This is a genomic window from Zavarzinella formosa DSM 19928 (assembly GCF_000255705.1).
Taxonomy (GTDB): domain Bacteria; phylum Planctomycetota; class Planctomycetia; order Gemmatales; family Gemmataceae; genus Zavarzinella; species Zavarzinella formosa.
On sequence record NZ_JH636448.1, the window covers coordinates 45550 to 67222 of the forward strand.

Below are 21673 nucleotides of genomic sequence, written 5' to 3' on the forward strand. Positions count from 1 at the left end.
CAATGGCCACATGGTCCCATCCGGCCGCGTGCCGCCCGGCCAGCCACGCCCCGATGATCCGGTCCAGGTGGCCGGCGTCCAGATCACGCAGCAGCAACGACAGGGTGTTGGCCGCAGGCATCTTCTTGCTCGGGAACCCGAGAGGGTGGCCGAGTCGCGGGCCGCGCAGACGGCCGAAGTGGGCAATGGCGGCCAGACTGGTGTGCCCGGCGAGAATGGCGACCAGGCACAGTCCCAGAACGGACGCCAGCGGATACTGCAACCCGCGCGGGTCACGCGGGTCTTTGAGTTCTCGCAACAAATCGATCAGCGACGCGGCCATGACGGATCTCCAAAAGGAAATCCTCCATAACCAATTTCGCCATCCTGCCCAAGATCAACCGCTGAGTAGCCCTGCCACTTCTGGCGTGTTTAAAACAAATTCTCCACCGTTGAAATTCCCGCCAATTTTCCAGTCTCTTGATTTAAATCTTGGACCGGCTGGTTTGATGAAAGGATATCCCTCTTTTCCATTCCTCAATGTGGTGATTTTTTCCGCGAGGACGGACCATCGGGTCATTGTGTGTGATTTAAGATTGCGATCACTCTTTTCAAACACGACCAAACGGAAACCTCTCCTTCCAACATGTTTGATGTGTTTTTTCCGCCCCTTTTTCTCTCGAAAGAAACCGAATCATGTCAACAAGAATCTTGGGGAAACTCCGCGACGGGTTCACCTTGATTGAACTGCTGGTGGTGATCGCCATCATCGCCATCCTCATCGGACTTCTGCTGCCCGCCGTGCAAAAGATCCGCGAGGCCGCCAACCGCATGAGTTGCTCCAATAACCTCAAGCAGGTTGGCCTGGCACTGCACGGCTACCATGACGACAACAACAAATTTCCCCCCGGCTGCTCCAATGACGTCGCTCCCTTTGGCAACGGGACCAATGGATGGGGGTCGTCGTGGAAGGTGTACATTCTGCCATACATCGAGCAGGGCAACATCTACAAACAATGGCAGTTTAACAACAACAGCGGTTACACGAACGCGACCAACATTGCGTTGGTAAACAACGTCACCATCAAAACGTATCGATGTCCGTCCACCGTTCTCCCCGCCATGTCCCCATGGGTCAAGACAGGCTCGGCGTTGGAGATGTACACCTCGTACATGGGCATCTCCGGATCGGCGCTTGACACCACTCTGGGTTCCGGGGCGTCCGGCTACACTTCCGGGACTGGATTTCTGTTTGCCAACAGCCAGCAGACGTTCGCCAGCATCACCGACGGCTCCAGCAACACCCTGATGGTCGGCGAGCAGAGCGACCATCTCCGGGATGCCGCCAACGCGCCAATCATCAGCGCGACGTACTCAAACATGGCCATCACGAGTCAGGGACCGGATGGCTGGACAATGGGGGCGGGCACCACGGCCGTCGGCGCCGCCTGGACGGACCGTGCGTTCAATTGCACCACCGTTCGCTGGTCGATCAATCAGCGCGGGCTTGGCAACTCCGGTTCAAACGGAACAAATGACAACACCGGAAACAACATTCCGCTGTCTTCCAGCCACACGGGCGGTTGCCTGGCCGGCATGGGCGACGGATCAGTCCGGTTTTTGCGACAGGCGCTGGATGTGACCATCTTGCAGCGGCTTGCGGGCGGGAATGACGGCGTGGCGGCGAGCGCCAACTGATCGCAGAATTTGACATTCCGACGACGGCCTTCCGGGCAATTCGGGAGGCAATCGCTCTTGCTCCATTTGTTTCAAACGAAGGATGACTGCCCCATGGATCGGCGTGCCTGGCTGATGGCCCTCTTCATCACAATCGTCTCGACCACGGGTTGCGACTCGGGAAAAAAGAAAGCGGTGGCTGTTCCCGTAAAGGGGAGCGTGATGATCGACGGAAAACCCCTGGCCGAGGGGGAAATCTCGTTCTTGGTGTCCAACGAGGCTCCGACCACTTTTCCGATCAAAGACGGAGCCTACTCCGGGAATGCCAATGTTGGCAAAAACAAAGTCGAAGTCCGGGCTTTCAAGGATGGGCCGCCGCTTTCCACCGACCCTGAGAAGAAACCCACCAAACTGAACTACCTGCCGGAACGGTTTGGCATCTCCAGCCAACTCACCGCCGAAGTGACGGCCGGCGGAACGAACGATTTCAAGTTTGAAGTCAGCGCCAGATAAGAGTGGATTGGTGTTATCCACGCCAACCCACGGAGACCGACGACAATCTCGATTTGCCCACCCCTTCCCGGCAGTTGTGGCGACTGCGTGGTTCGGTCATGCGATTGGACTGCTTGCCGACCAGAGTTCTTGCAAAACCTCAAACTCAAACTCAAACCCATACCCGGCGACCAGCTTTCTGAACGCCGGTGTCGTTTTCATTCGTAACTTTGACTTCCCAAACATTTTGCCTTCCGGGTTCTTCCAATGACGGATAAAGAAGATCCTTTCAGGAAATTTGCCGGGCTTGTGGACGCTGACTACGGTCACGATCTGGCTTCCCACGCCATCCGCAACTGCCACTGGATCACCGTAACCCATCAGCTCATGACGAACCCCGGGACGCCATGACAACGTTTTGTAGGTTCCTTCACCGTCGAACAGATTCACTTCTTCGCGGAAGAACGGGTAATTGAACTCGAAAACCTGCCCTTCCAGAAATGAGGGTTATTTGCTCATTCGCCATCCCCATTTGCACAAGTGAACGGCACATCGCCTTCGTGGTGGTCACCGCACACCCCGCATCGCAAATGGTGGCGGTTGGTTTACGCCCAGGGCGGCCAGGACGGCCCTTTGCTGGAACATGGTTTTTGCCTTGGCGAAGTCGGATGGAAGTTGATGGGTCATACAGGTAGCTCTTGGTTTGGATCGGTGGCGGCAAGGACTTCCTCCGCGAGGCAGTAGCCATTGGTCAAAAGCTCTTCGGTGGGGACAGACAGGTCATCCTCGGGATCATTGCTGTGGGGCAGCAGGTTATCTTTGAAGAGCCGCAACGCCTCTCTTACTGCCTCGATCTGCTTCTGCTGGACGCGGATGACGGCCATGGCATCTTGGAATCCGTTCAGATAGGTCGAAACGCCCAGAGGCGGATACTCATCTTCCACACCTGTCAATCTGGTTATCTCACTTGCGATGGATTTGGGAACGTATTGATCGTAACTGTTCTCGGCAGCATGATCGCGGCAGAACATTCGTACAAAACCATGCCCCGGATGTGAAATGCATTGATAGTCGGCGAGGTGTGCGTGTCCATCCCGGTCTTCGTCCCACGATTTCGGCAGGAACAACTCGCCGTCGAGCAGGGTCTTGAAGCCGTTTTTCACCGCCGCCAGGTGAACCGTGACGATGCCGTTCTCGATCTTGCCGAGACAGCCGAGGTATTGCCGTTGCACGCCCGGCGTATTGTCCCCTTCCTTGACGGCGCTGGTCTCGTCGCTGACCGCCACCGTCCCCAAACCGTCGTCGGGCCGGCGGACGGCTTCCTCGCGCAAGTGTTGTTGAACCGCGTCGACCAGCCCCCGGTCGTCCCAGACGCAAGCCTTGAGAAACTGCCGGACGTTGCGGACCGGGACGCCGGAGAACAGCGCCAGCGGCTCGGCGGCCTTTCGTTCCAGATCCGAGAGCAGCCCTCGCGAATAATTCCGAAGATGAACAACCCCCTGCGGATTGTCAAAAAACTGCTCGAAAGTCCGCAAAAAGGCGGTCAACGCCGACCCGATCTCCTGAAGTTGCTCGCTCGTCACGACGAATCCCTCCCGATAGGATGGAGAAAATCCCACCCGAAACTCGCCTCTTTGTCACAGCGATGTTGTGTTAATGGCGAGACGGGCGCAAAAATCTTGCGGGTCTCGGCGTCTCCACCAACTCCGGCTCGTCACAAATGGCATCAACGCCCCCTAAAGCCGTCCGCACTGGCCCGGCTCATCTCACCCATGAGATCGCCGATTTGCTTGAGGCTCCGGGCGGGTCAAAGAAACAAATCTGAAAAATCTTGAAGGGTTTTCACCCGGCGCGTCGCATTGGGAATGCGTGACGTTGACGCGCCTCCGGCGGGTGGCGAAACAGGCGGGTTTCGCAGGTCATAACGAATAAGCGGCCGTTCCCATGATGATCATGCGCCAGCTCGCTTTCCCTGGTCGGCGGCCAGATCTATTTCGTGAGCGTCCGCGCCGTTGACAACGTCGGCAACACCAGCCTGCCGGGGTTGTCCGGCGGGGTCACTGTCGCCGTGGATTCCAGCTTTCTGGCGGGCAATGTCGGCACTTTCACCGACACCGACGACGACAAACAGACGGTGCGGCTGACGCCCGCCAACGTCGGCAAGATCGCCGTCCTTCAGTACGCCCCCTTGTCGGCGGCGCGGGGCCGATCGCGGGGATCGTGTTGGAGAACACCGATCCAGCCAGGAGCGTCCTGAGCATCACGGTGGTCAAAGCCAAAACGGGGGGACGGTTATGTGGACATCGGCGACATCCAAGGATCGGGGCTGAAAACGCTGTCGGCCGGAAGTGGGACAGCCGGGGCCATTTCTTCGCCGCCGCCGAGGCCATGCGCCGGTTGCTGGTTGAGAGCGCCCGCCGCAAAAAGCGGCTCCGGGACGGTCTCGGCCGTCGGCTCGTCGATCTGGACGCGGCCGAGTCGCTGGAACTGGTTCCCGACGAGGATCTCCTGGCGATTGACGAGGCGTTGACCCGCCTGACGGATCTCGACTCGGCCAAGGCCGAGGTGGTCAAGCTCCGCTTTTTCGCCGGGCTGACCATGCCGGAAATCGCCAGTTCGCTGGACATTTCGCTTTCCACGACGGAAAGGCACTGGACCTTCGCCCGCGCCCGGCTCTACGCGCGTCTCTCCGGGACGAACTCGGAATAATTTCAACAAATCCTCATTTTGATGAAGGATTTGAGGGCCTTTCGTCGCATTGAAGCTAAGGCAACCGGTCCGTGGAGCGAGGTCATGAGCAAAACGTCCGCCGTAGAAGACCTGTTTTTCGCCGCCCTAGAAAAGGGGACGGAATCCGAGCGAACAGCCTTTCTGGACTCGGCCTGCGGCGACGATGCGAAGTTGAGCCGGGAGATCGAAATCCTTTTGAAAGCCCACCCAAAAGCCGGAAGTTTCCTGAACAAACCGATCACAGACCAACTGGCCGCGTCGGGGGATCGGCCCGACGCCAACCTCGTCCTCGACAGTTCCCCCGACACTCGTTCCGCCGCCGGCCAAAACGGGTCGGCCCCGGCCAAAGGCGACGGATCGGACGGGGACGACGGCCTCGATTTTCTGCAACCGTCATCCCGGCCCGATTCGCTCGGCCGGCTCGGACACTACGAAATCCTCCAAGTTCTCGGCAAAGGGGGATTCAGCGTCGTGTTCCGCGCCTTTGACAATGTTCTGCAACGGGTTGTCGCCATCAAGGCGCTGAACAAGCAGGTCGCCGCCACCTCCCCCGCCCGCAAACGCTTTCTCCGCGAGGCGCGCTCGTCCGCCAAGGTCCGGCATGAGAACGTCGTTCAGGTGCATGCGGTCGAGGAACAGCCCCTGCCTTACCTGGTGATGGAATTCATCCCCGGCGAGACCCTTCAGCAGCGGTTTGACCGGTCGGGGCCGATCGAGCCCCGGGAGGCGGCGCGGATCGGCCGGCAAATTGCCGAGGGGCTGGCCGCCGCCCACGACACCGGGCTGATTCACCGAGACATCAAACCCGGCAACATCCTGATCGAGGACGGCCCGCAGGAACGCGTCAAGATTACCGATTTCGGTATGGCCCGCGCCGCCGACGCCAGCATCACCCAGTCGGGGATGATCGCCGACACGCCGATGTTCATGGCCCCGGAACAGGCGCTGGGGGGAAAAACTCGACCACCGGGCGGACTTGTTCAGCCTCGGAAGCGTCCTCTACACCATATTGCTCCGGCCGACCACCGTTCCGGGCCAATGGCGCGCTCGCAGTGCTCAAGCGAGTGGTCGAGGACGCGCCGCGACCGATCCCCAAAGTGATTCCCGAAGTTCCCCGGCGGCTTTGCGACATCATCTCCAAACTGCACGCCAAGAACGTACGACCGGTTCCAGTCGGCCCGCGAAGTGGCCGTGTTACTGGCTTGCGGCTCCGGCGAAATTCCCGAAACCACCTGATTTGCCGACGGTGACCTTCGAAGGCCGCCCGCCCGGCCGCGCCGCCCCGCCAGTCGCCGGGCCGCCGGCGCCGCCGTGCTGCTGATGTTCGTCGCCGGCCTCGGTTTCGCGGAGGCGGCCGGGGCCACGCATTTGAGCGGCACGGTTATTCGCCTGGTTTCACCGGAGGGGACGCTGGTCGTCGAAGTCGATGATCCCGACGTCAGCATCAACATCGACGGATCGGATGTCGTCATCACGGGGGCCGGCCCCAAGGAAATCCGCGTGCAAGGCACGCAGGTGAGCGGCGAGGGACTGGCCAATTTCAAAGAATGCAAAAACCTCGCCGAACTCTTGTTGAACGGCTCCCTCGTGGATGACGCCGGGCTGGCCGGCCTCAAGGAATGCAAAAACCTCAAGAGCCTGGCGCTTCAAAACACGCTGGACAACATGACGTTGAGCGACGAGGGGCTGGCCCGTCTCAAGGAATGCAAAAACCTGACGCAACTGGTCCTGATCGGGAACACCAAGATCACGGCGAAGGGAATCAACCAGTTGCAGAAGGCATTGCCAAAGTACAAGTTCAAATGGGACGGCGGCGTAATCGAGCCAAAATAGATTTTTGGTTTCCTCCGATTGAACATCAAATTACGCCGACAATAAAACCTGATTGTCGTGCCGCCGTTCTCCGCATCAATCCGGACAGAACGATGTGGAGGCTTCCCGTCGAACCAATCGGGGCATTCCCATTTCTGCCGCCAATGCCCCCATCCACAACGACCTCGAAAAGTGTTGAACGGCCTGAAACGGCATCCGGATCACCGAGTGTTTCCAATGATTCAAAAGCGGAAATCTCAAGTCGGCAGATCGACTTTTTGGAGCGGGTCGAGCAATGGCTGTCGGCCGGCCCCGCCCACATCTGCGCCATCCTCGACAACTTGGCCGCCCACGGGCCCCGCGACGTGCTGCTCTTCAACGTGGCGTACCCGCGGTGGGAGTCTGTCTTCCAGCCGGTCGCGGCGGCGTACTTGAACCTGTTCGAACTATAGTGGAAGGTTCTGCGGTCCTTGGCGCTCAAGGGCCGCCGATTCGGGACATGGGAGGAGATCGTTGAGGCGGTCAACCGGGCGACGGCTTACTGGAACGCGCACCGACATCCGTTTCACTGGGGCCGACGACGGCGTCACCGGCCCGTCGGACGACCGGAGTCGCCACCCCGCCATCTGTGCGTTAATTTGGCGGATGCACCATTTGGCGTTGTTTCGCGAATTCGCCAAATGCCCGGACATCCTTGCGCTGGCCGAGGAAGTTGGTTACGGACCCTATGAGGCTTCCAAAATGCCGGGGGAAAAGGCGGCCGCTCTCCGGATCCTTGGGATCAGGGATCCGGAGCCGGTCGTCCGGCTCGCTTTGGAACTTCTGAAAGATCCTGAAACAACCGACGGCGAATCCTATGTTCAAGTAGTGTCAGCCTTATGCCCGTCAGAAGCCGCAAAACATTTCCTCACGGCACTTCTGCTCAATCCACCTGGCCGGGTTGTTCAGGCGATCGGGCGAAAACTGGGACGGGTGGGGGCGACGGAGATGGTGCGACAGTGGTTCCACGATGAGTTGCCTGCAAAGAGGATCGCGGCATGTTCTGTTGTGGACTTCCTGCCACAGGCCGAAGAATGGGATCTTGAAGTTCTGCTGCTCGCGGACGACCCGAATTCCGACGTTTCCGACGCCGCACTGGTTGCGGGAGACAGCTTGCGGAGGGCGAGGATCACGGCCGATCTGCTGATCTCAATCGCCAATGAACGGGATCTTTCCCATCGATGGGTCTTGCTCGACGCGCTGATCAACGTCGGAGATCTGCACGGCGGAGGCGCCGTCCCCCCCGTGGTCAGAAACGGTGCAAAAGTTTCTGGAACCTGCCATGGCCATACACCTTTCGGAACAACTCAAAAAAAGCAGGAAGAAATTGAAAGAAGATCTCGACAGAACTGATCGCTGGCGGCGGCGAGCGCCAAACAGAATCGAGAGCGGAGGTTCCCGATGACACAAGAAGTTTGATGAAGTTGCCAGCTGGCAGCCGGTGGCTTTGATTCGAGGCACCGAACAACTCTGAGCGATTGAATCACCGCCGCACACCTACAAAATGTTCTTGGTGACGCAACAAAGTTCTTATGCAAACGCCGCAACGTCTCGTCGATCAGTTTGATCAGGTTCCTGTCCAAATCTGAACGTCTTTTCGTTGCACGAGGCGTATTGGAAAATAACTGAATCACTCAGCTAGTTTTGCGGACGCCATTCGACACGAAAAAGCGAGTGATCGCACGTTGGCAACCTTGCGATCTTGCCCAACTCAAATCGTTGGCATGTGAAGTAGACGCAGGCAGAAAATCTTGCGTTTTTGAGACGAGGTGAGGAAACGAAGAGACGGCGAAAAGCACTTGCCCTCGCCGTCTCTTCGTTTTTCCGAACGCGTTACGAAGACTCACAAGCTGCTTTGGAGCTCACCAACTTGAAGATCCTTCAGCAAGTCGCCTGTTGAGAAGACGAACCAGTCGAGACCGGCCTCGCCAAACAACTGATCGGCAACGCCGTCTTTGTTGACGGTCGTGCTGTTTAAGAATGTGGGGCTGTTGGCCCCATCGACCAGGGAACCGATCAACCGACGCTGCCGTGTCAGGTAATCTTCACTGGTGTTCCCCCACTCGGCCATCAGTTGCAACAGACCAGCCTGATTGGTTTCCAAGGGCGAACTGTCGGCAACCAAGATGTCGTCGCCGGCCCCGCCCATCAGCGTGTCCCTTCCCAACCCGCCCAGCAGGATGTCGCGTCCGCTGCCTCCCGTAATCTTGTCGTTGCCGGCCCCGCCCACCACGACATTGTTGGCGCTGCTACCCGTGAGGGTGATCGTGTCGTTGCCGACATCGCCATCGATTACCATCGGAACTGCCATCTGCACCCCTGCCAGGGCACCGGCACCCGGCTCCAGTTTGATCGTGTCGTTGCCCGCCAGTCCGTAGATCAAGATCTTGCCTGTGGGAGTGAACGGTCCCAAGGGCAGCGCCGTGGCGCTTGTGCCGAAAAAGACCAAGACCTGAGTGCCGTCGACATTGGCCGGCCGGATCCGAATGGTATCGGCGCCGGCCGTCCCGCCGATAACCAAGTCGCCGCCCGGCTCTTGGAAGGCAGACTTGTAAGGCAGGGCTCGCGTCTGCACCGTGCCTTGGATCAGCGGTGAAGCCGCGGTGTTCTGGACGGTGATGATCTGCACACCCGGAGTGGTCGGCGTGATTGTGAAGACTTTCTTGCCCCCGTCCTTGGCGACAAAGGTGTAGCCGGCTGGCAGGGTGGCCGGGCCGTCGCTGGTCAGCCGCACGGTGCCGGTGTAGCCCTTGACCACGTTGTCGAAGGCATCCAGGGCGGTGACCGTGACTTTATAGGGCTTGTCACCGGTAGTCAGAGGTGTCCCGATGACAGAGAAGCGGGCGGGCGTGGCCTGGGGGTTGACCGTCAGCGCAGCGGTCACGCCTTTGATGGTGCCTTTGCCCAAATCCGCCACCGTGACCGCGTATCTGCCAGCGGTCTTGTATTGAACGGTGAAACTGCCAATGCCGTTGGTCAAAGCCAGACTCCCTGGCAACACGGCTTGCTTGTCGGTGCTGCCCAACTTGACCATGCCGTCATAATCCACGACCTGATTGGCAGCGGTGACCGCCCGGACGTTGTAGGTAATTGTGGTGCCTGCGGTGATGGGCGAGGCAGGCGAACCGATCGCAGGGGTCACCAGGAATTTCTTGATCGTGCCCAGAACGTCGAAGGCGGGGGACACGATCCCCGGCAGCGTGGCGGTCGATACCAAGAATGTGTAGCCCGTGCCCGCCTTGCTGACCGTCAGATTGGAGAGCGTGGCCATGCCGTTGACCAGGTTCACGCTGGTGGTCCCACCCAGCGTTGCTGCGGACGGATTGTTGAGGAGACGAACGGATGCCTTCTCGCTGACATTAACGGGATTGTTGAAGGCATCGCGCACCTGGAGTATCAAGGCCGGGGCCAGCGGCACGCCGACGATGCCGGCGACCGGCATTTGCACGAAGGCAATCTGGGTCGCCGCGCCCGCGGCGATCATCACGGCGGACGTCGTGGTCAGGGTCGGGTCGCCTTGGACAGTGGCGGTGATTGTCTGGTTGCCGGCAGTCTTGAGGGTAGTCTGGAACGTGCCGACGCCGTGGTTAAAGATCACACTGTCCAAGGCCGCCTGAGTGTCACTGCTGGTCAGGGTAATCGGTCCGTTGTAGCCAGTCACCACGTCGCCGTTGATGTCGCGGGCGGTGAAAGTAACTTGGAACGGGACGCCTGCGGGGCTGCTGGCGGGGGCCGACAGGGTCAGATGAGTGACCGGGGCGTTGACCGTGATGGACTTCGTGTCCGTATCCGTCTTCAAACCACCGATTCCGACGTTGCCCAGATCGTTGGTGACCATGGTCAACGTGGCGGTGGCGGAAGCGGCGGGCGACTGGTAGCACACGCCAGCGGCGAGAGAAGCATTGATCTGGCCGACGGTGCCGGTGAGGGTGAGCACGCTGCTGGCATTGGGATCATTCGTGATCACCGATAGCTTGCCGGTGGTGACGCTGAGGACCACCACAAATGTCCCGGTGTTGGTGTCCACATCCGGGTCACTGATCGAGAGGCCGGAGATCAGCAGTTCCTGGCCGATGTTAACCGACAGCGTCGCCGCCGGAAGGGTGTTGACCGGGGCGTCGTTGACGGCGTTGACCGTGATCGTCACCGTGGCCAGATTCGACAAACTCATCCCATCAGTGGCCTTGTAGGTGAATCCGGTCGATCCATTAAAGTTGGAGTTGGGTGTGAAACTGAACGAACCGTTGCTGTTGACGGTCAGTTTGCCTCCCGTGATGGTGATCTCATTGCCTACGTTGCCTGCCAGCCCGTTGATCTCCCCGACGGTGAGGGCGGGGCTATCGATGTCGTTGTCGTTGGTCAGCACATTGCCGGAGATAATACCCTCGTCTTCGTTACCGCTGGCAGTGTCGTCACTGGCCACTGGTGCGTCGTTGACGGGGTTGACGGTAACAGTGAAGGCGCTATCCACAAACACGCCGGCCACGTCTGTCGCACGGATGGTGATGTCGGCTGAGCCGAAAGCATTAGGCGAGTAGCCGAGGGTCAACTCGTTGGTGGATGCATTGATCGATACTGAGGCGAACATCGCAGCGTTCGTGTTTGAGTGGACAGTGTAGATTAGGCCGGCTGCGCCATCTTCTGTGTCCGCAAAGGCGGTCCGCAGATCAATCACCGAGTCGGGGGCATCCTCATCAACCGTCACGTTGGCAATGCCCGTGGTTGTCGGCGGATCGTTGACGTTGACCAAAGTTAGTTGGAAGTCGTCGAAAACGTTGCCGCCTCTGCCATCGTCGGCGGTCACGCGGACCTGCAATGGCGTGACATCGCTGGGGCTCGGGTTGCCGCTAAAAGTACGGGTGGCGGGTGTGAAAGTCAGCCACGCCGGCAGCGGGTTGCCGTCTGCCAGGGTGGCGTTGTAACTGAGCACGTCGCCAGCGTCCGCGTCGGCGAACGTATTGGCCGCGAACTGAAATGCTTTCGGGCCCGGACCGGAGAACGTCTGATCGGGGATCGTGTTGGCCACCGTCGGCGCGTCGTTGACATTGGTCAGGGTCAGTTGGAAGTCGGCGGATACGTTGCCGCCGTTCCCGTCGTCGGCGGTCACGCGAATCTGCAAGGGGCTGGTGTCAGAAGAGCCGGGGTTGCCACTGAAGGTGCGCGTGGCTGGCGTGAAGGTCAGCCATGCCGGCAGCGGAGCCCCCCCCATCAGGGTGGCGCTGATGGCAAGCGAGTCCCCGGCGTCCCCGTCGGCGAAGGTGTCGGCCGCGAACTGGAACGCGTGCGCGCCTGGGCCGGTGAACGTCTGGCTGGGGATCGTATTGGCAACCGTGGGCGTGTCGTTGACATTGACCAGCGTTAACTGGAAGTCTTCGGTGTCCGTGCCGCCGTTGCTGTCGTCTGCCTTCACGCGGATTTGCAACGGGCTATTGTCGGTGACTCCCGGGTTGCCGCTGAAGGTGCGCGTGGCGGGGGTGAAAGTCAGCCACGCCGGCAGCGGGGCGCCGTCCACCAGGGTGGCGCTGTAACTGAGCACGTCGCCGGCGTCGGCGTCGGCGAACGTATTGGCCGCGAACTGAAATGACTTCGAGCCCGAGCCGGTAAAGGTCTGGTCGGGGATGGCGTTAACCACCGTGGGCGTGTCGTTGACGTTGGTCAGCGTCAGTTGGAAGTCGTCGAACACGCTGCCGCCGTTGCCGTCGTCAGTGGTCACTCGGATTTGCAACGGCGTGATGTCTCCGGCGCTGGGGTTGCCGCTGAAGGTGCGCGTGGCCGGTGTGAAAGTCAGCCACGCAGGCAGCGGGGCGCCGTCCGCCAGGGTGGCGCTGTAAGTGAGCGTCTCGTTCCCGTCGGCGTCGTTGAAGGTGTCGGACGCGAATTGAAATGTCTGCGGACCCGGGCCGGTGAACGTCTGGTCCGGGATGGCGTTGGCCACCGTCGGCGGGTTGTTCACTGTCGCCGTCACCGTTGTGTCGTCTTGGAAGGGAGTGACGAGAGCGTTGCCGGCGAGGTCTTTGACTGCCGCCCCGCCGGGAATCCGAAGGATGAGGGTGCCGGCCGTGGTCGGGGTCACCTCTACGGTGTACGTGCCCGCGGAGACTTCGGTGATGGCCCCGATGGATATTGACGCAGTGCCCGCGTTATCCAAGTCGGCGGCCGTGAAGCTACCTCTGGCGAGCGGCTCGCTAAATTTCACCGTGTACTTCAGCTTCGTGTTCTCCACGACCGTGTCGTCGTCGTCCCCGTCGTCAATGGAAATCACTGTCGGCGGGGTGACGTCCTCCATGGCCACGTTGTCCAAGGCAAAATAGGACGGCGTGTTCAAGCCAAAGGCGCCGACGTCTGAACCAGCGATCGAGAACTCCAGGCTTGCCGCATTGCCAAGACTGGAGACGTCGACCGGAGTCCATTTGTCGACGATGTAGTCAAGCGAGTTGTCGGCGAATCGATAATCGGCGAGGTAGAAATCCAGAGTCCCGATGGCGGCCCCGCCGGAGTCCTTGCCCGTGATCGTGAGCAAAAGGAAGTCGGGGTCGTTGCCGGTCGCCCCGCCGAACTTCTTGGCGAACTGATCGCCGTTGCGCATGGAAAGGGCGTCGTAGGTGGTGTTGGAGATCCATAGTGTCTGGAAATTCAAGCCCTCCGTCGCGGCCGTGCGTTCAATGGTCGGCGGGGGGGAGCTGCCAGACACGTCGTCGAAGGCAACCGCGTAAGTGCGTGAGTTCGCCGCCCCCGAGCCGGGGTATGCGCTGAATTGGTTGCCGAAGCCAGCCGTCGTCGTGTCAGTGGTGTTCGAGTACGCCCAGCCGCTCCAACTGCCGTAGTCCAGTGAGTAATTGTTGTTAAACCGGAGACCGCCGCTCTGGAACTCACCGGAGACGACCTGATCGCCGAAGGGCCCGGTCCCTTGCGTGCCGCTCGGGTCGGGGCCGTTGAAATAGCTCTTGTCCGCAAGCCCCGCCCCGACGTCCTCAAAGTGCGCCGTTTGCGGGCGATAGTTCAGCACCCCAATGGCCTCCAAGTCTATGCCGCCGCTGCCCGAGGTCGGGTAGGGATCGTAGATCGGATGGCCGCTTGTGTCCAGGACGCTGCCGTTGCCGGTGATGTCCACGATTCGAACGTACTTCACCGAATTGACATCCAGCAAAGGATCCACGCCATCAAGTTCCTCCAGGTCGAACGGGGTGCCGTACCCAACCCGGTATTTGCCGATGTAGCCGTCGATGTTCGTCGGATCGACAGCGCCGAAACCACCGACGGGGTTTGGCGTGAGCGAATGGTTGGGGAAGCGGACGAAGTGACTACCGTCGGAGGAGACCTCCACGAATCCCAGTTCCAAGAACGTGTCGTTAAAACTATTCTCGAACGTGGCGAAGTCCGCGCCGGGGCCGTTGGCGATCGGCCTGTCGAACGTCAAAGTGATCGTCCCGCCGTCTCCCAGTGAAACGATGTCGGTGGTCGACCCGGTGGCCTTGCCCAGAGCCTTCAGCGGCGTCTGGAAGGAGGCACTCACATTGGGGCCGACCACATAGTTTTGATATCCCGTCGCCCAGCCCACGAAGGCGGTGTCATCTTTGGAGAGGGCCGTGGAACCGGGTAGCCCGGCGGCGGGCGCATAAGGGCCTGTCAACACCGTGCGGTCTTCCAGGGTATCCAGCCGGAGCAGCGTCCGGACAGACTTGATCTTCTTTCGCATTGCGTTGTCCTTCGTTTGTTTGGTTAGGGTGAAAACAACTGCCTCGCCTTGCGGCGGGGCAAATCAATGGTCGCGTTTTTGAATGAGTGGAGGTCAATATGGGTCGGTGACGACTTCTCCACCGTCCCGAGTGCTCAGGGCGGTCAAGGTCTGGGGAGAAAGCCCGTCGGTGAGAAATCGGACGGAGCCGTCAACGAACAAGGCGTTGGCTCCGCCGGAGTGATCACTGGAGATGCCCCAAGTCCCCCCCTGTCCCTTGCCCGGCCCTCGGTTGCTGACCGGCAAGTTGGAGCCGTCTGGGAACACGGAGTCGGGCGCGCCGTTGTACCCCCGGAGGGTGTTGATCGAAAATGCCGCCTGGTTGTAATGTGGCCGGCCGTGGATCCACACACCTCGCCCGAAATTCACCGTCTCCACCACATCAATGGTCTGGGAGGTGCCGTCGGTGAAGTCGCCGATGCGGAGAGCTTGCCGCTCGGCGAATCCCCCGTGGTCCAGCAGTTGACTCTGGGCAGGAGCTTCTGTGTACAACCGGTTGGAGCCGTTGAGCCCGTTATAGTCGATCACCGCCAGCTCAAGTGTCGGGTCGCTGGTCGGCCGCGAGTGCGGAGCTTTCTTCACGCCGTAAATGTGCCGTGCCGAGGGGCAGAGGTAGAGCGAGACCTGTGTCTGACCCACCGAGCGATTGGGCTCCTCGTCGATGGCGAGGTCCATCGCCAGTTGCCGGTAGAGGTTATCCTGCTCCATGTAGGGCAGAATCCTTGCGAACAGCCCCGGACGGTAGGGGCCGTTGTTGAGGGCATTGAGTGGGATGGCATCGGGAGGGGTGCCTTCGGCGTAGTCCTTCAAAGCCGTTCCGACCGGAAAGTAGTCTTGTGCGCCGTGGAAATTTTGCAGGGCCAGGCCAATTTGCTTGAGGTTATTCTGGCACTTCATCCGGTTCGCCGCTTCGCGGATCTTCTGAACGGCCGGCAGCAATAAGCCGATCAGAATCGCGATAATGGCGATGACAACCAGCAACTCGATTAACGTGAACGCACGGCGGGAATGTGAGACAAGGCCATCAGTCCGCACAGAAAAAGCTCCTATCTTTGCCGGGACGGGCAAGAAAGGTGCCGGACGGACCGTAATGAGAACAGAACAGACAGGGGTAGGGTTTTTAGACGTACCTGCCTGTCCGGTCGCCTGGGTTCCGAGGCACCGAACACAAACCCGACAGGCAGGTCTTCTGACTCACGGCTGATAACGATTCCCGGACGGCCTTCCCGCGACTTGCGTCACAGTGGCAAAATGACCGGAATTCTCGCCGAATACAGTAGCGGCCCTGCGCCGGATTCTCACCGGCTTCCCTTTTCGTCCTCGGTACCCGGAAATGGGACGAGGAACCTGTCAGACACAATTAAGGTACTCCGGTGTGCGCGAGCGTCCAGTGTCAGCCTCGCTCCTGGCGAACTCAAACTAACCAATCGACAAGGCCAAACAGGGAATGGCCCTGCTGACGGAACAAAGACAGTCATTCGCTTGACATTCACGCATGGGTCGGTACATCTCCCATTGAACCGACAGGTTCCCCGTGTGTGTCTCATCGCGGGGATTAAAAGGGAAGCCGGTGAGAATCCGGCGCAGGGCCGCTACTGTATTCGGCGAGAGGTCCGGGCATTCTGCCACTGCGACGCAAGTTGCGGGAAGGCCGTCCGGGAATCGTTATCAGCCGTGAGTCAGAAGACCTGCCTGTCGGGTTTTGTTCGGTGCCTCGTAACCAGGCGACCGGCAGGCAGGCGTTTCCAATCGCGTCATCGCGCAACATCTGTCCGTCGGCGACTGATTTTCGCAGGCACCCTTTCACCCGACCCGGCGAAAAGGAGTGTTTCTGTGTCCATCATCACGGTGGTTTTCCACCATCCTCATCCCCCTGATTGTCCCCGCCGTCAACAAACCGGTCGCATCTGCGGAGTCGATTAGACACCTCGGATTTGCCGTTCCGTGATCTGACCGCGGCGTCACGTTCCGGAGAATTCTCGCCATGCGAGCCACTCGCTTCATGTACGTGAGCAAAAAAGACGCGCATGAGCGCGCCGCCAAAAACAAGTTGCGCAAACACCAAACCAACAATCAGGGACAACGCATGACCATCGCCTCCAATCTCGGATTTCCCCGCATGGGCCGGAATCGGGAACTCAAGAAGGCTCTTGAACAATTCTGGGCGGGAAAGCTGCCCGCCGAACAACTCCGCTCCACCGCAAAACAGTTGCGCAAAGCGCACTGGGAGCTTCAGGAAGAAGCGGGGCTGGCTCAAATTCCATGCAACGACTTTACGCTGTACGACCACATGCTCGATACCGCGATCATGGCCGGGGTAATACCCGACCGTTTCGCGGACATTTCCGATCCGCTTGACCAATACTTCGCCATGGCCCGAGGCGGTAAGCCCCGCGACGGCAAGGCCGGACCGACCGCTTTGGAAATGACCAAGTGGTACGACACCAATTATCACTACCTTGTGCCGGAGTTCAAACGCAACCAGACCTTCCGATTGGACTCCCGAAAAGCCGTTGGAGAATTTCGGGAGGCGAAGAGCCTCGGCATCCCCGCCCGGCCGGTGCTGGTCGGCCCGGTGACTTTCCTGACACTCGGGAAAGCAAAAGAGCCTGGGTTCGAGCCACTTGAACTCCTCTCCTCGCTGCTGCCGGTTTACGAAGAGGTACTCCGCGAACTGGCTGCTGCGGGGGCCGAATGGGTGCAGATCGACGAGCCGTGCCTCGTCACCGATGTGGACGAACGTGTACTGGAGGCGTTGGAACAATCTTTTGCCCGGCTGACGGCGTCTGCGCCATCGCTCAAGATTTTGCTCGCCACTTATTTTGGCCCGATCGGCGAAGCATTGCCGCGTGTCCTGAAGCTGCCCGTGCAGGCGGTGCATCTTGATCTGACTCGCGGCGAAGACCAACTGGATGCCGCGCTTGATGCCGTCCCGGCGGGGTTGACGCTGTCGCTCGGTTTGGTGGACGGCCGAAATGTCTGGAAGAGCGATCTCTGGTCGGCCGTCGGGCGTGCGGACAAGGCGGTGAAGCGCCTCGGCTTTGGCCGGGTGATGATCGCCCCGTCTTGTTCGCTGTTGCACTCACCCATCGATCTGGATGACGAAACAGCCCTTGATCCCGAGGTGAAAGAGTGGCTGGCCTTTGCCAGGCAAAAACTCGACGAAATCGTCTTGATTGCCAAGGCGGCCGGGGGCGAACGCACGCAGGTGGTCGCTCAACTGGACGCCAATCAGGCGGCAATCACCCGCCGGCGAAACTCTCCGCGAACCCACAATCCCGAGGTACGGGCGCGACTGGCCGCCGTCACTCCGGTCATCTTGGAGCGACGCTCCCCCTACGAACGCCGGAAGACCGCCCAACGGTCCAAGACCCCACTCCCGGCGTTTCCGACAACGACCATCGGGTCGTTTCCGCAAACCGAGGAGGTCCGCAAAGCCCGGGCCGCGAACAAGGCGGGAACCTTGTCCGCCGACGCCTACGACAAGTTCCTGAAGTCTGAAATCGAACAGGCGATCCGCTGGCAGGAACAGGTCGGTCTCGACGTGCTGGTCCACGGCGAGTTTGAGCGGAACGACATGGTCGAATACTTCGGCGAACAACTCAACGGGTTCGTTTTCACCGCCAACGGCTGGGTGCAGAGCTACGGCTCCCGCTGCGTGAAGCCGCCGATTATCTTCGGGGACGTGACCCGACGAGGACCGATGACCACAGCCTGGACCAAGTATGCCCAGTCCCTCACGGGCAAGCCGGTCAAGGGGATGCTGACCGGACCGGTGACGATCCTGCAATGGTCGTTTGTCCGCGACGACCAGCCTCGCCGCGACACCTGCTGGCAGATCGCCTGCGCGATTCGTGACGAAGTGGCCGATCTGGAGCATGGCGGGGCGGCCGTCATCCAGATCGACGAGCCGGCTTTGCGCGAGGGGCTGCCGTTGCGCCGGGCCGACTGGGCGCCATACCTCCGCTGGGCGGTGGACGCCTTCCGGCTGGCGGCGGGGGGCGCCAAGGACGAAACCCAGATTCACACGCACATGTGCTATTGCGAGTTCAACGACATCATCGACTCGATCGCAGCCCTGGACGCGGACGTGATTTCGTTGGAAACGTCGCGATCGCAGATGGAAATCCTTGGGGCATTCCGCGAGTTCCGGTATCCGAACGAAGTCGGGCCGGGGGTGTACGACATCCACTCGCCCCGGCTGCCGTCCCAAGCTGAAATCGAGCAACTGCTGGACAAGGCGCTGGCGGTCTTGTCGCCGGATCAGGTGTGGGTGAACCCGGACTGCGGACTCAAGACCCGCCGTTGGGAAGAAGTGAAGCCCGCCTTGACCGCAATGGTCGCGGCCGCCCGCAACCGAAGGGGCGGCGGATCCGCGTAATCGCGCCAACCGGCGCAACCCTTTCGATTTTGGGGAGGACTTTCCGCTTCGTGGCCCGTGGTAATTTGTCCGAGGGGCACGGCGCGTCAACAATCCTTGTTGTTGTCGGTTCGGCCCGTTCACGGGCCGATGAAAAGGGAACCCGGTGCGAATCCGGGACTGCCCCCGTAGCGGTATGTGGGAACGAACGCCGTCACACGCACTGGTCCTCTCCGGGCCGGGAAGCGACGGCCAGTAGGCGCGAGGTTTGCCCCGCCAGCCCACGAGTCCGAAGACCTGCCGACGACCCGCGCGCCAGCGCGAGACAGACCAAAACCTTCGTGGGGAAGGCGGCGGAGTGCTTGCGTGTCGCGCTTCGGCGCGTCTGGTTCGCGCTGCCGTGCCTTCCCTGCCATTCGCCGCAGGGAGTTTTCATTGGACGCCGTTCTCCTCGCCGATTCAACCTCGAACGCCATCCCCCCGGATCGCCGCTCACATACCCCCAACCAGTCTGGCGTCATGCAGGTTCGCAAACGCAATGGCTCGCTTGAGGCCGTCGAAGTAAACAAAATCGTACGCGCCGTGCTCCGCTGCGCCGGTGGTCTGAATCACGTCGATCCCATGCGGGTGGCCGTCAAGACCATCGGCGGGCTGTACGACGGCGCCACGACCGCCGAACTCGACCGGCTTTCCATCCAAACGGCCGCCGGGTTGATCGCCGAGGAGCCGGAATACTCCCGCCTCGCGGCCCGGCTACTGGCCACGTACATCGAGAAGGAAGTCGCCAACCAGGACATCCATTCGTTTTCGCAGTCGGTCGCCGCCGGACGCCGGCACGGGCTGGTTTCCGATGAGACGTTCGCCTTTGTCGCCGCGAACGCCCGCAAATTGAACGCCGCCGCCGCCGAGCCGCCCGCCGATCTGTTCGAGTATTTCGGACTGCGGACCGTATACGACCGTTACCTGCTCCGTCATCCCGAAACTCGCCACGTCATCGAGACGCCGTCCGGGTTCTTCCTCCGTGTGGCCTGCGGCCTTGCGGAATCTGCCGCCGACGCCATCGACTTTTTCCGGCTGATGTCCGCGCACCGCTACATGCCCAGCACACCGACACTGTTCAACTCCGGTACTCTGCGTCCGCAGATGTCATCCTGTTATTTGCTCGACTCCCCATCTGACGACTTGGAATCCATTTATGACCGCTACGCGGACGTGGCCAAGCTCTCCAAGTTTGCGGGCGGAATCGGCCTGGCGTATCACCGTATCCGTTCCCGAGGCTCGCTGATCCGTGGCACGAACGGGCACAGCAACGGAATTGTTCCGTGGCTGAAGACTCTTGATTCCTCGGTCGCCGCCGTCAACCAGGGCGGCAAACGCAAGGGGGCCTGCTGCGTGTACCTGGAGACGTGGCACGCGGACATCGAGGAGTTTCTGGAACTGCGTGACAACACCGGAGACGCTTCTCGGCGGGCCTACAATCTGAATCTCGCCAACTGGGTTCCCGACCTGTTCATGCGGCGAGTCGAAACGGGACAGGACTGGTCGCTGTTCGACCCCAAGAACGTCCCACATTTGACGGACTTGTTCGGGGCCGCGTTCGACATCGCTTATGAGGACGCCGAGCAACGCGGGCTGGCCGTCAAAAAACTGTCGGCACGGGATCTTTATGCCCAAATGATGAAGACACTAGCCGAGACGGGCAACGGTTGGATGACATTCAAGGACGCCTGTAACCGCGCGTGCAACCAGACCAGCGCGCCGGGGGCGGTCGTCCACTGTTCCAATCTTTGCACGGAAATCGTCGAGGTGTCATCCTCCGGGGAAACGGCGGTTTGCAACCTCGGTTCGGTGAATCTTGCCCGGCATGTCGAGGCCGGAGGATTCGACTTCGACGCCCTGGCCGCGACGGTGCGGACGGCGGTTCGGTTCCTCGACCGGGTCATCGACATCAACTTCTATCCCACCACGGCGGCGGCGGCTTCCAACAAACGCTGGCGGCCGGTCGGGTTGGGCGTGATGGGCCTGCAAGACGTGTTTTTCCGGCTCCGACTGCCGTTCGACGCCCCGGCCGCCCGGGAACTGTCCCGCCGCATCCAGGAAGAAATCTACTACCACGCCCTGGCGACCTCCTGCGACCTCGCCGACCGGCACGGCCCTCATCCGAACCATCAGGAAACCCGCGCCGCCAACGGGATGCTTCAGTTCGACGCCTGGGGCATTTCCCCGGCCGACCAAGACCGCTGGGACGCTCTCCGAGACCGGGTTCGCCGCGTGGGATTGCGAAACTCCCTGTTGATCGCCATCGCCCCGACCGCCACCATCGCCTCCATCGTGGGGGCGTGCGAGTGCGTCGAACCGCAGGTGTCGAACCTCTTCAAACGCGAGACTTTGTCCGGCGAGTTCCTGCAAATCAACCGTTCTCTGGTCGAAGACCTGAAGTCGCTTGGCCTCTGGACGGATGCCATCCGCGCCCAGATCAAACTGGCCGACGGATCGGTGCAGGGGATCGGAGAGATTCCCGCCGACCTGCGGGCTGTTTACAGGACCGCGTGGGAGGTTCCGATGCGTTCGCTCATCGACATGGCCGCCGACCGGGGGCCATACATCGACCAGAGCCAGTCGCTCAATCTGTTTCTTGAAAGCCCGACCATCGGCAAGATGTCGTCCATGTATATGCACGCATGGAAGAAGGGGCTGAAGACAACCTACTACCTGCGCTCCCGTCCCGCGACCGCTATCGCCAAGACCACCGTGACCCGCCCGGTGACGCCGGCCGAGGGGGTGGCCTGCTCGCTCGAAAACCCCGGCGCGTGCGAGTCCTGTCAGTGAATGAAATTGTCGTTCGTGAA

At 60.6% G+C, this 21673-nt stretch carries 14 protein-coding genes and 3 riboswitches; of the genes, 9 read left to right on the forward strand and 5 right to left on the reverse strand.

Features of this window, described 5'->3' with window-relative positions; translation table 11 throughout:
* Positions 1 to 322: transposase family protein (locus tag BGIM_RS54760; RefSeq protein ID WP_020475015.1), on the reverse strand; the 322-nt coding region annotated here is incomplete at its 3' end.
* Between the two features lie 353 nt (positions 323 to 675).
* Between BGIM_RS54760 and BGIM_RS0138925 the strand changes: the two genes are divergently transcribed.
* Together BGIM_RS0138925 and BGIM_RS0138930 are read left to right on the forward strand one after the other, a co-directional pair.
* Positions 676 to 1677, forward strand: coding sequence for a DUF1559 domain-containing protein (locus BGIM_RS0138925; RefSeq protein ID WP_020475016.1), 1002 nt, complete (start codon positions 676 to 678; stop codon positions 1675 to 1677).
* Positions 1678 to 1770: 93 nt separating this feature from the next.
* Positions 1771 to 2169 carry a hypothetical protein gene (locus BGIM_RS0138930; protein WP_040891671.1) on the forward strand — a complete coding sequence of 133 codons (399 nt, stop codon included), beginning with the start codon at positions 1771 to 1773 and terminating at the stop codon, positions 2167 to 2169.
* 96 nt (positions 2170 to 2265) lie between these two features.
* On the opposite strand, the gene BGIM_RS0138935 is transcribed toward BGIM_RS0138930, so the two are convergent.
* Together BGIM_RS0138935 and BGIM_RS59040 are read right to left on the reverse strand one after the other, a co-directional pair.
* Entirely contained in the window at positions 2266 to 2598 is a 333-nt protein-coding gene (locus tag BGIM_RS0138935; protein ID WP_020475018.1) for a hypothetical protein, read from the reverse strand.
* Between the two features lie 233 nt (positions 2599 to 2831).
* Positions 2832 to 3767, reverse strand: a complete 936-nt coding sequence (locus BGIM_RS59040) for a transposase (protein ID WP_084760403.1) — start codon at positions 3765 to 3767, stop codon at positions 2832 to 2834.
* Between the two features lie 377 nt (positions 3768 to 4144).
* On the opposite strand from BGIM_RS59040, the gene BGIM_RS0138945 reads away from it, so the two are divergent.
* From BGIM_RS0138945 to BGIM_RS0138970, 5 genes are all read left to right on the forward strand, one after another.
* Entirely contained in the window at positions 4145 to 4405 is a 261-nt protein-coding gene (locus BGIM_RS0138945) for a hypothetical protein (protein WP_020475021.1), read from the forward strand.
* Positions 4372 to 4857 (forward strand): ECF-type sigma factor, encoded by a 486-nt coding sequence (locus BGIM_RS54770; protein ID WP_020475022.1) that lies wholly within the window; start codon positions 4372 to 4374, stop codon positions 4855 to 4857. The genes BGIM_RS0138945 and BGIM_RS54770 overlap by 34 nt, the downstream gene beginning before the upstream one ends.
* A gap of 84 nt (positions 4858 to 4941) precedes the next feature.
* The gene (locus tag BGIM_RS59045) at positions 4942 to 5979 is read left to right on the forward strand and encodes a serine/threonine-protein kinase (RefSeq protein WP_157369763.1); all 1038 of its coding nucleotides are present in this window, start codon (positions 4942 to 4944) and stop codon (positions 5977 to 5979) included.
* Between the two features lie 210 nt (positions 5980 to 6189).
* The gene (locus BGIM_RS59050; RefSeq protein WP_157369764.1) at positions 6190 to 6711 is read left to right on the forward strand and encodes a hypothetical protein; all 522 of its coding nucleotides are present in this window, start codon (positions 6190 to 6192) and stop codon (positions 6709 to 6711) included.
* A gap of 492 nt (positions 6712 to 7203) precedes the next feature.
* On the forward strand, positions 7204 to 8082 hold the full coding sequence (locus BGIM_RS0138970; RefSeq protein ID WP_157369765.1) for a hypothetical protein: 879 nt from the start codon (positions 7204 to 7206) through the stop codon (positions 8080 to 8082).
* Between the two features lie 490 nt (positions 8083 to 8572).
* Here BGIM_RS0138970 and BGIM_RS59060 read toward each other — a convergent pair whose 3' ends face one another.
* Both BGIM_RS59060 and BGIM_RS0138980 read right to left on the reverse strand, forming a co-directional pair.
* A complete protein-coding gene (locus BGIM_RS59060) occupies positions 8573 to 14425 on the reverse strand; it encodes a DUF4465 domain-containing protein (protein ID WP_020475027.1) in 5853 nt (1950 codons plus the stop codon).
* Between the two features lie 93 nt (positions 14426 to 14518).
* Positions 14519 to 15499 (reverse strand): DUF1559 domain-containing protein, encoded by a 981-nt coding sequence (locus BGIM_RS0138980; RefSeq protein ID WP_020475028.1) that lies wholly within the window; start codon positions 15497 to 15499, stop codon positions 14519 to 14521.
* A 127-nt stretch (positions 15500 to 15626) separates the two neighbouring features.
* Positions 15627 to 15830, reverse strand: a riboswitch (cobalamin riboswitch).
* Between the two features lie 142 nt (positions 15831 to 15972).
* A riboswitch (cobalamin riboswitch) is annotated at positions 15973 to 16174 on the forward strand.
* Positions 16175 to 16550: 376 nt separating this feature from the next.
* Here BGIM_RS0138980 and metE point away from each other — a divergent pair.
* Both metE and BGIM_RS0138990 read left to right on the forward strand, forming a co-directional pair.
* Positions 16551 to 18845, forward strand: a complete 2295-nt coding sequence (gene metE, locus BGIM_RS0138985; RefSeq protein ID WP_029631542.1) for a 5-methyltetrahydropteroyltriglutamate--homocysteine S-methyltransferase — start codon at positions 16551 to 16553, stop codon at positions 18843 to 18845.
* A gap of 89 nt (positions 18846 to 18934) precedes the next feature.
* Positions 18935 to 19143, forward strand: a riboswitch (cobalamin riboswitch).
* A gap of 200 nt (positions 19144 to 19343) precedes the next feature.
* A complete protein-coding gene (locus BGIM_RS0138990; protein ID WP_020475030.1) occupies positions 19344 to 21653 on the forward strand; it encodes a ribonucleoside-diphosphate reductase subunit alpha in 2310 nt (769 codons plus the stop codon).
* The last annotated feature ends 20 nt before the right edge of the window (positions 21654 to 21673 follow it).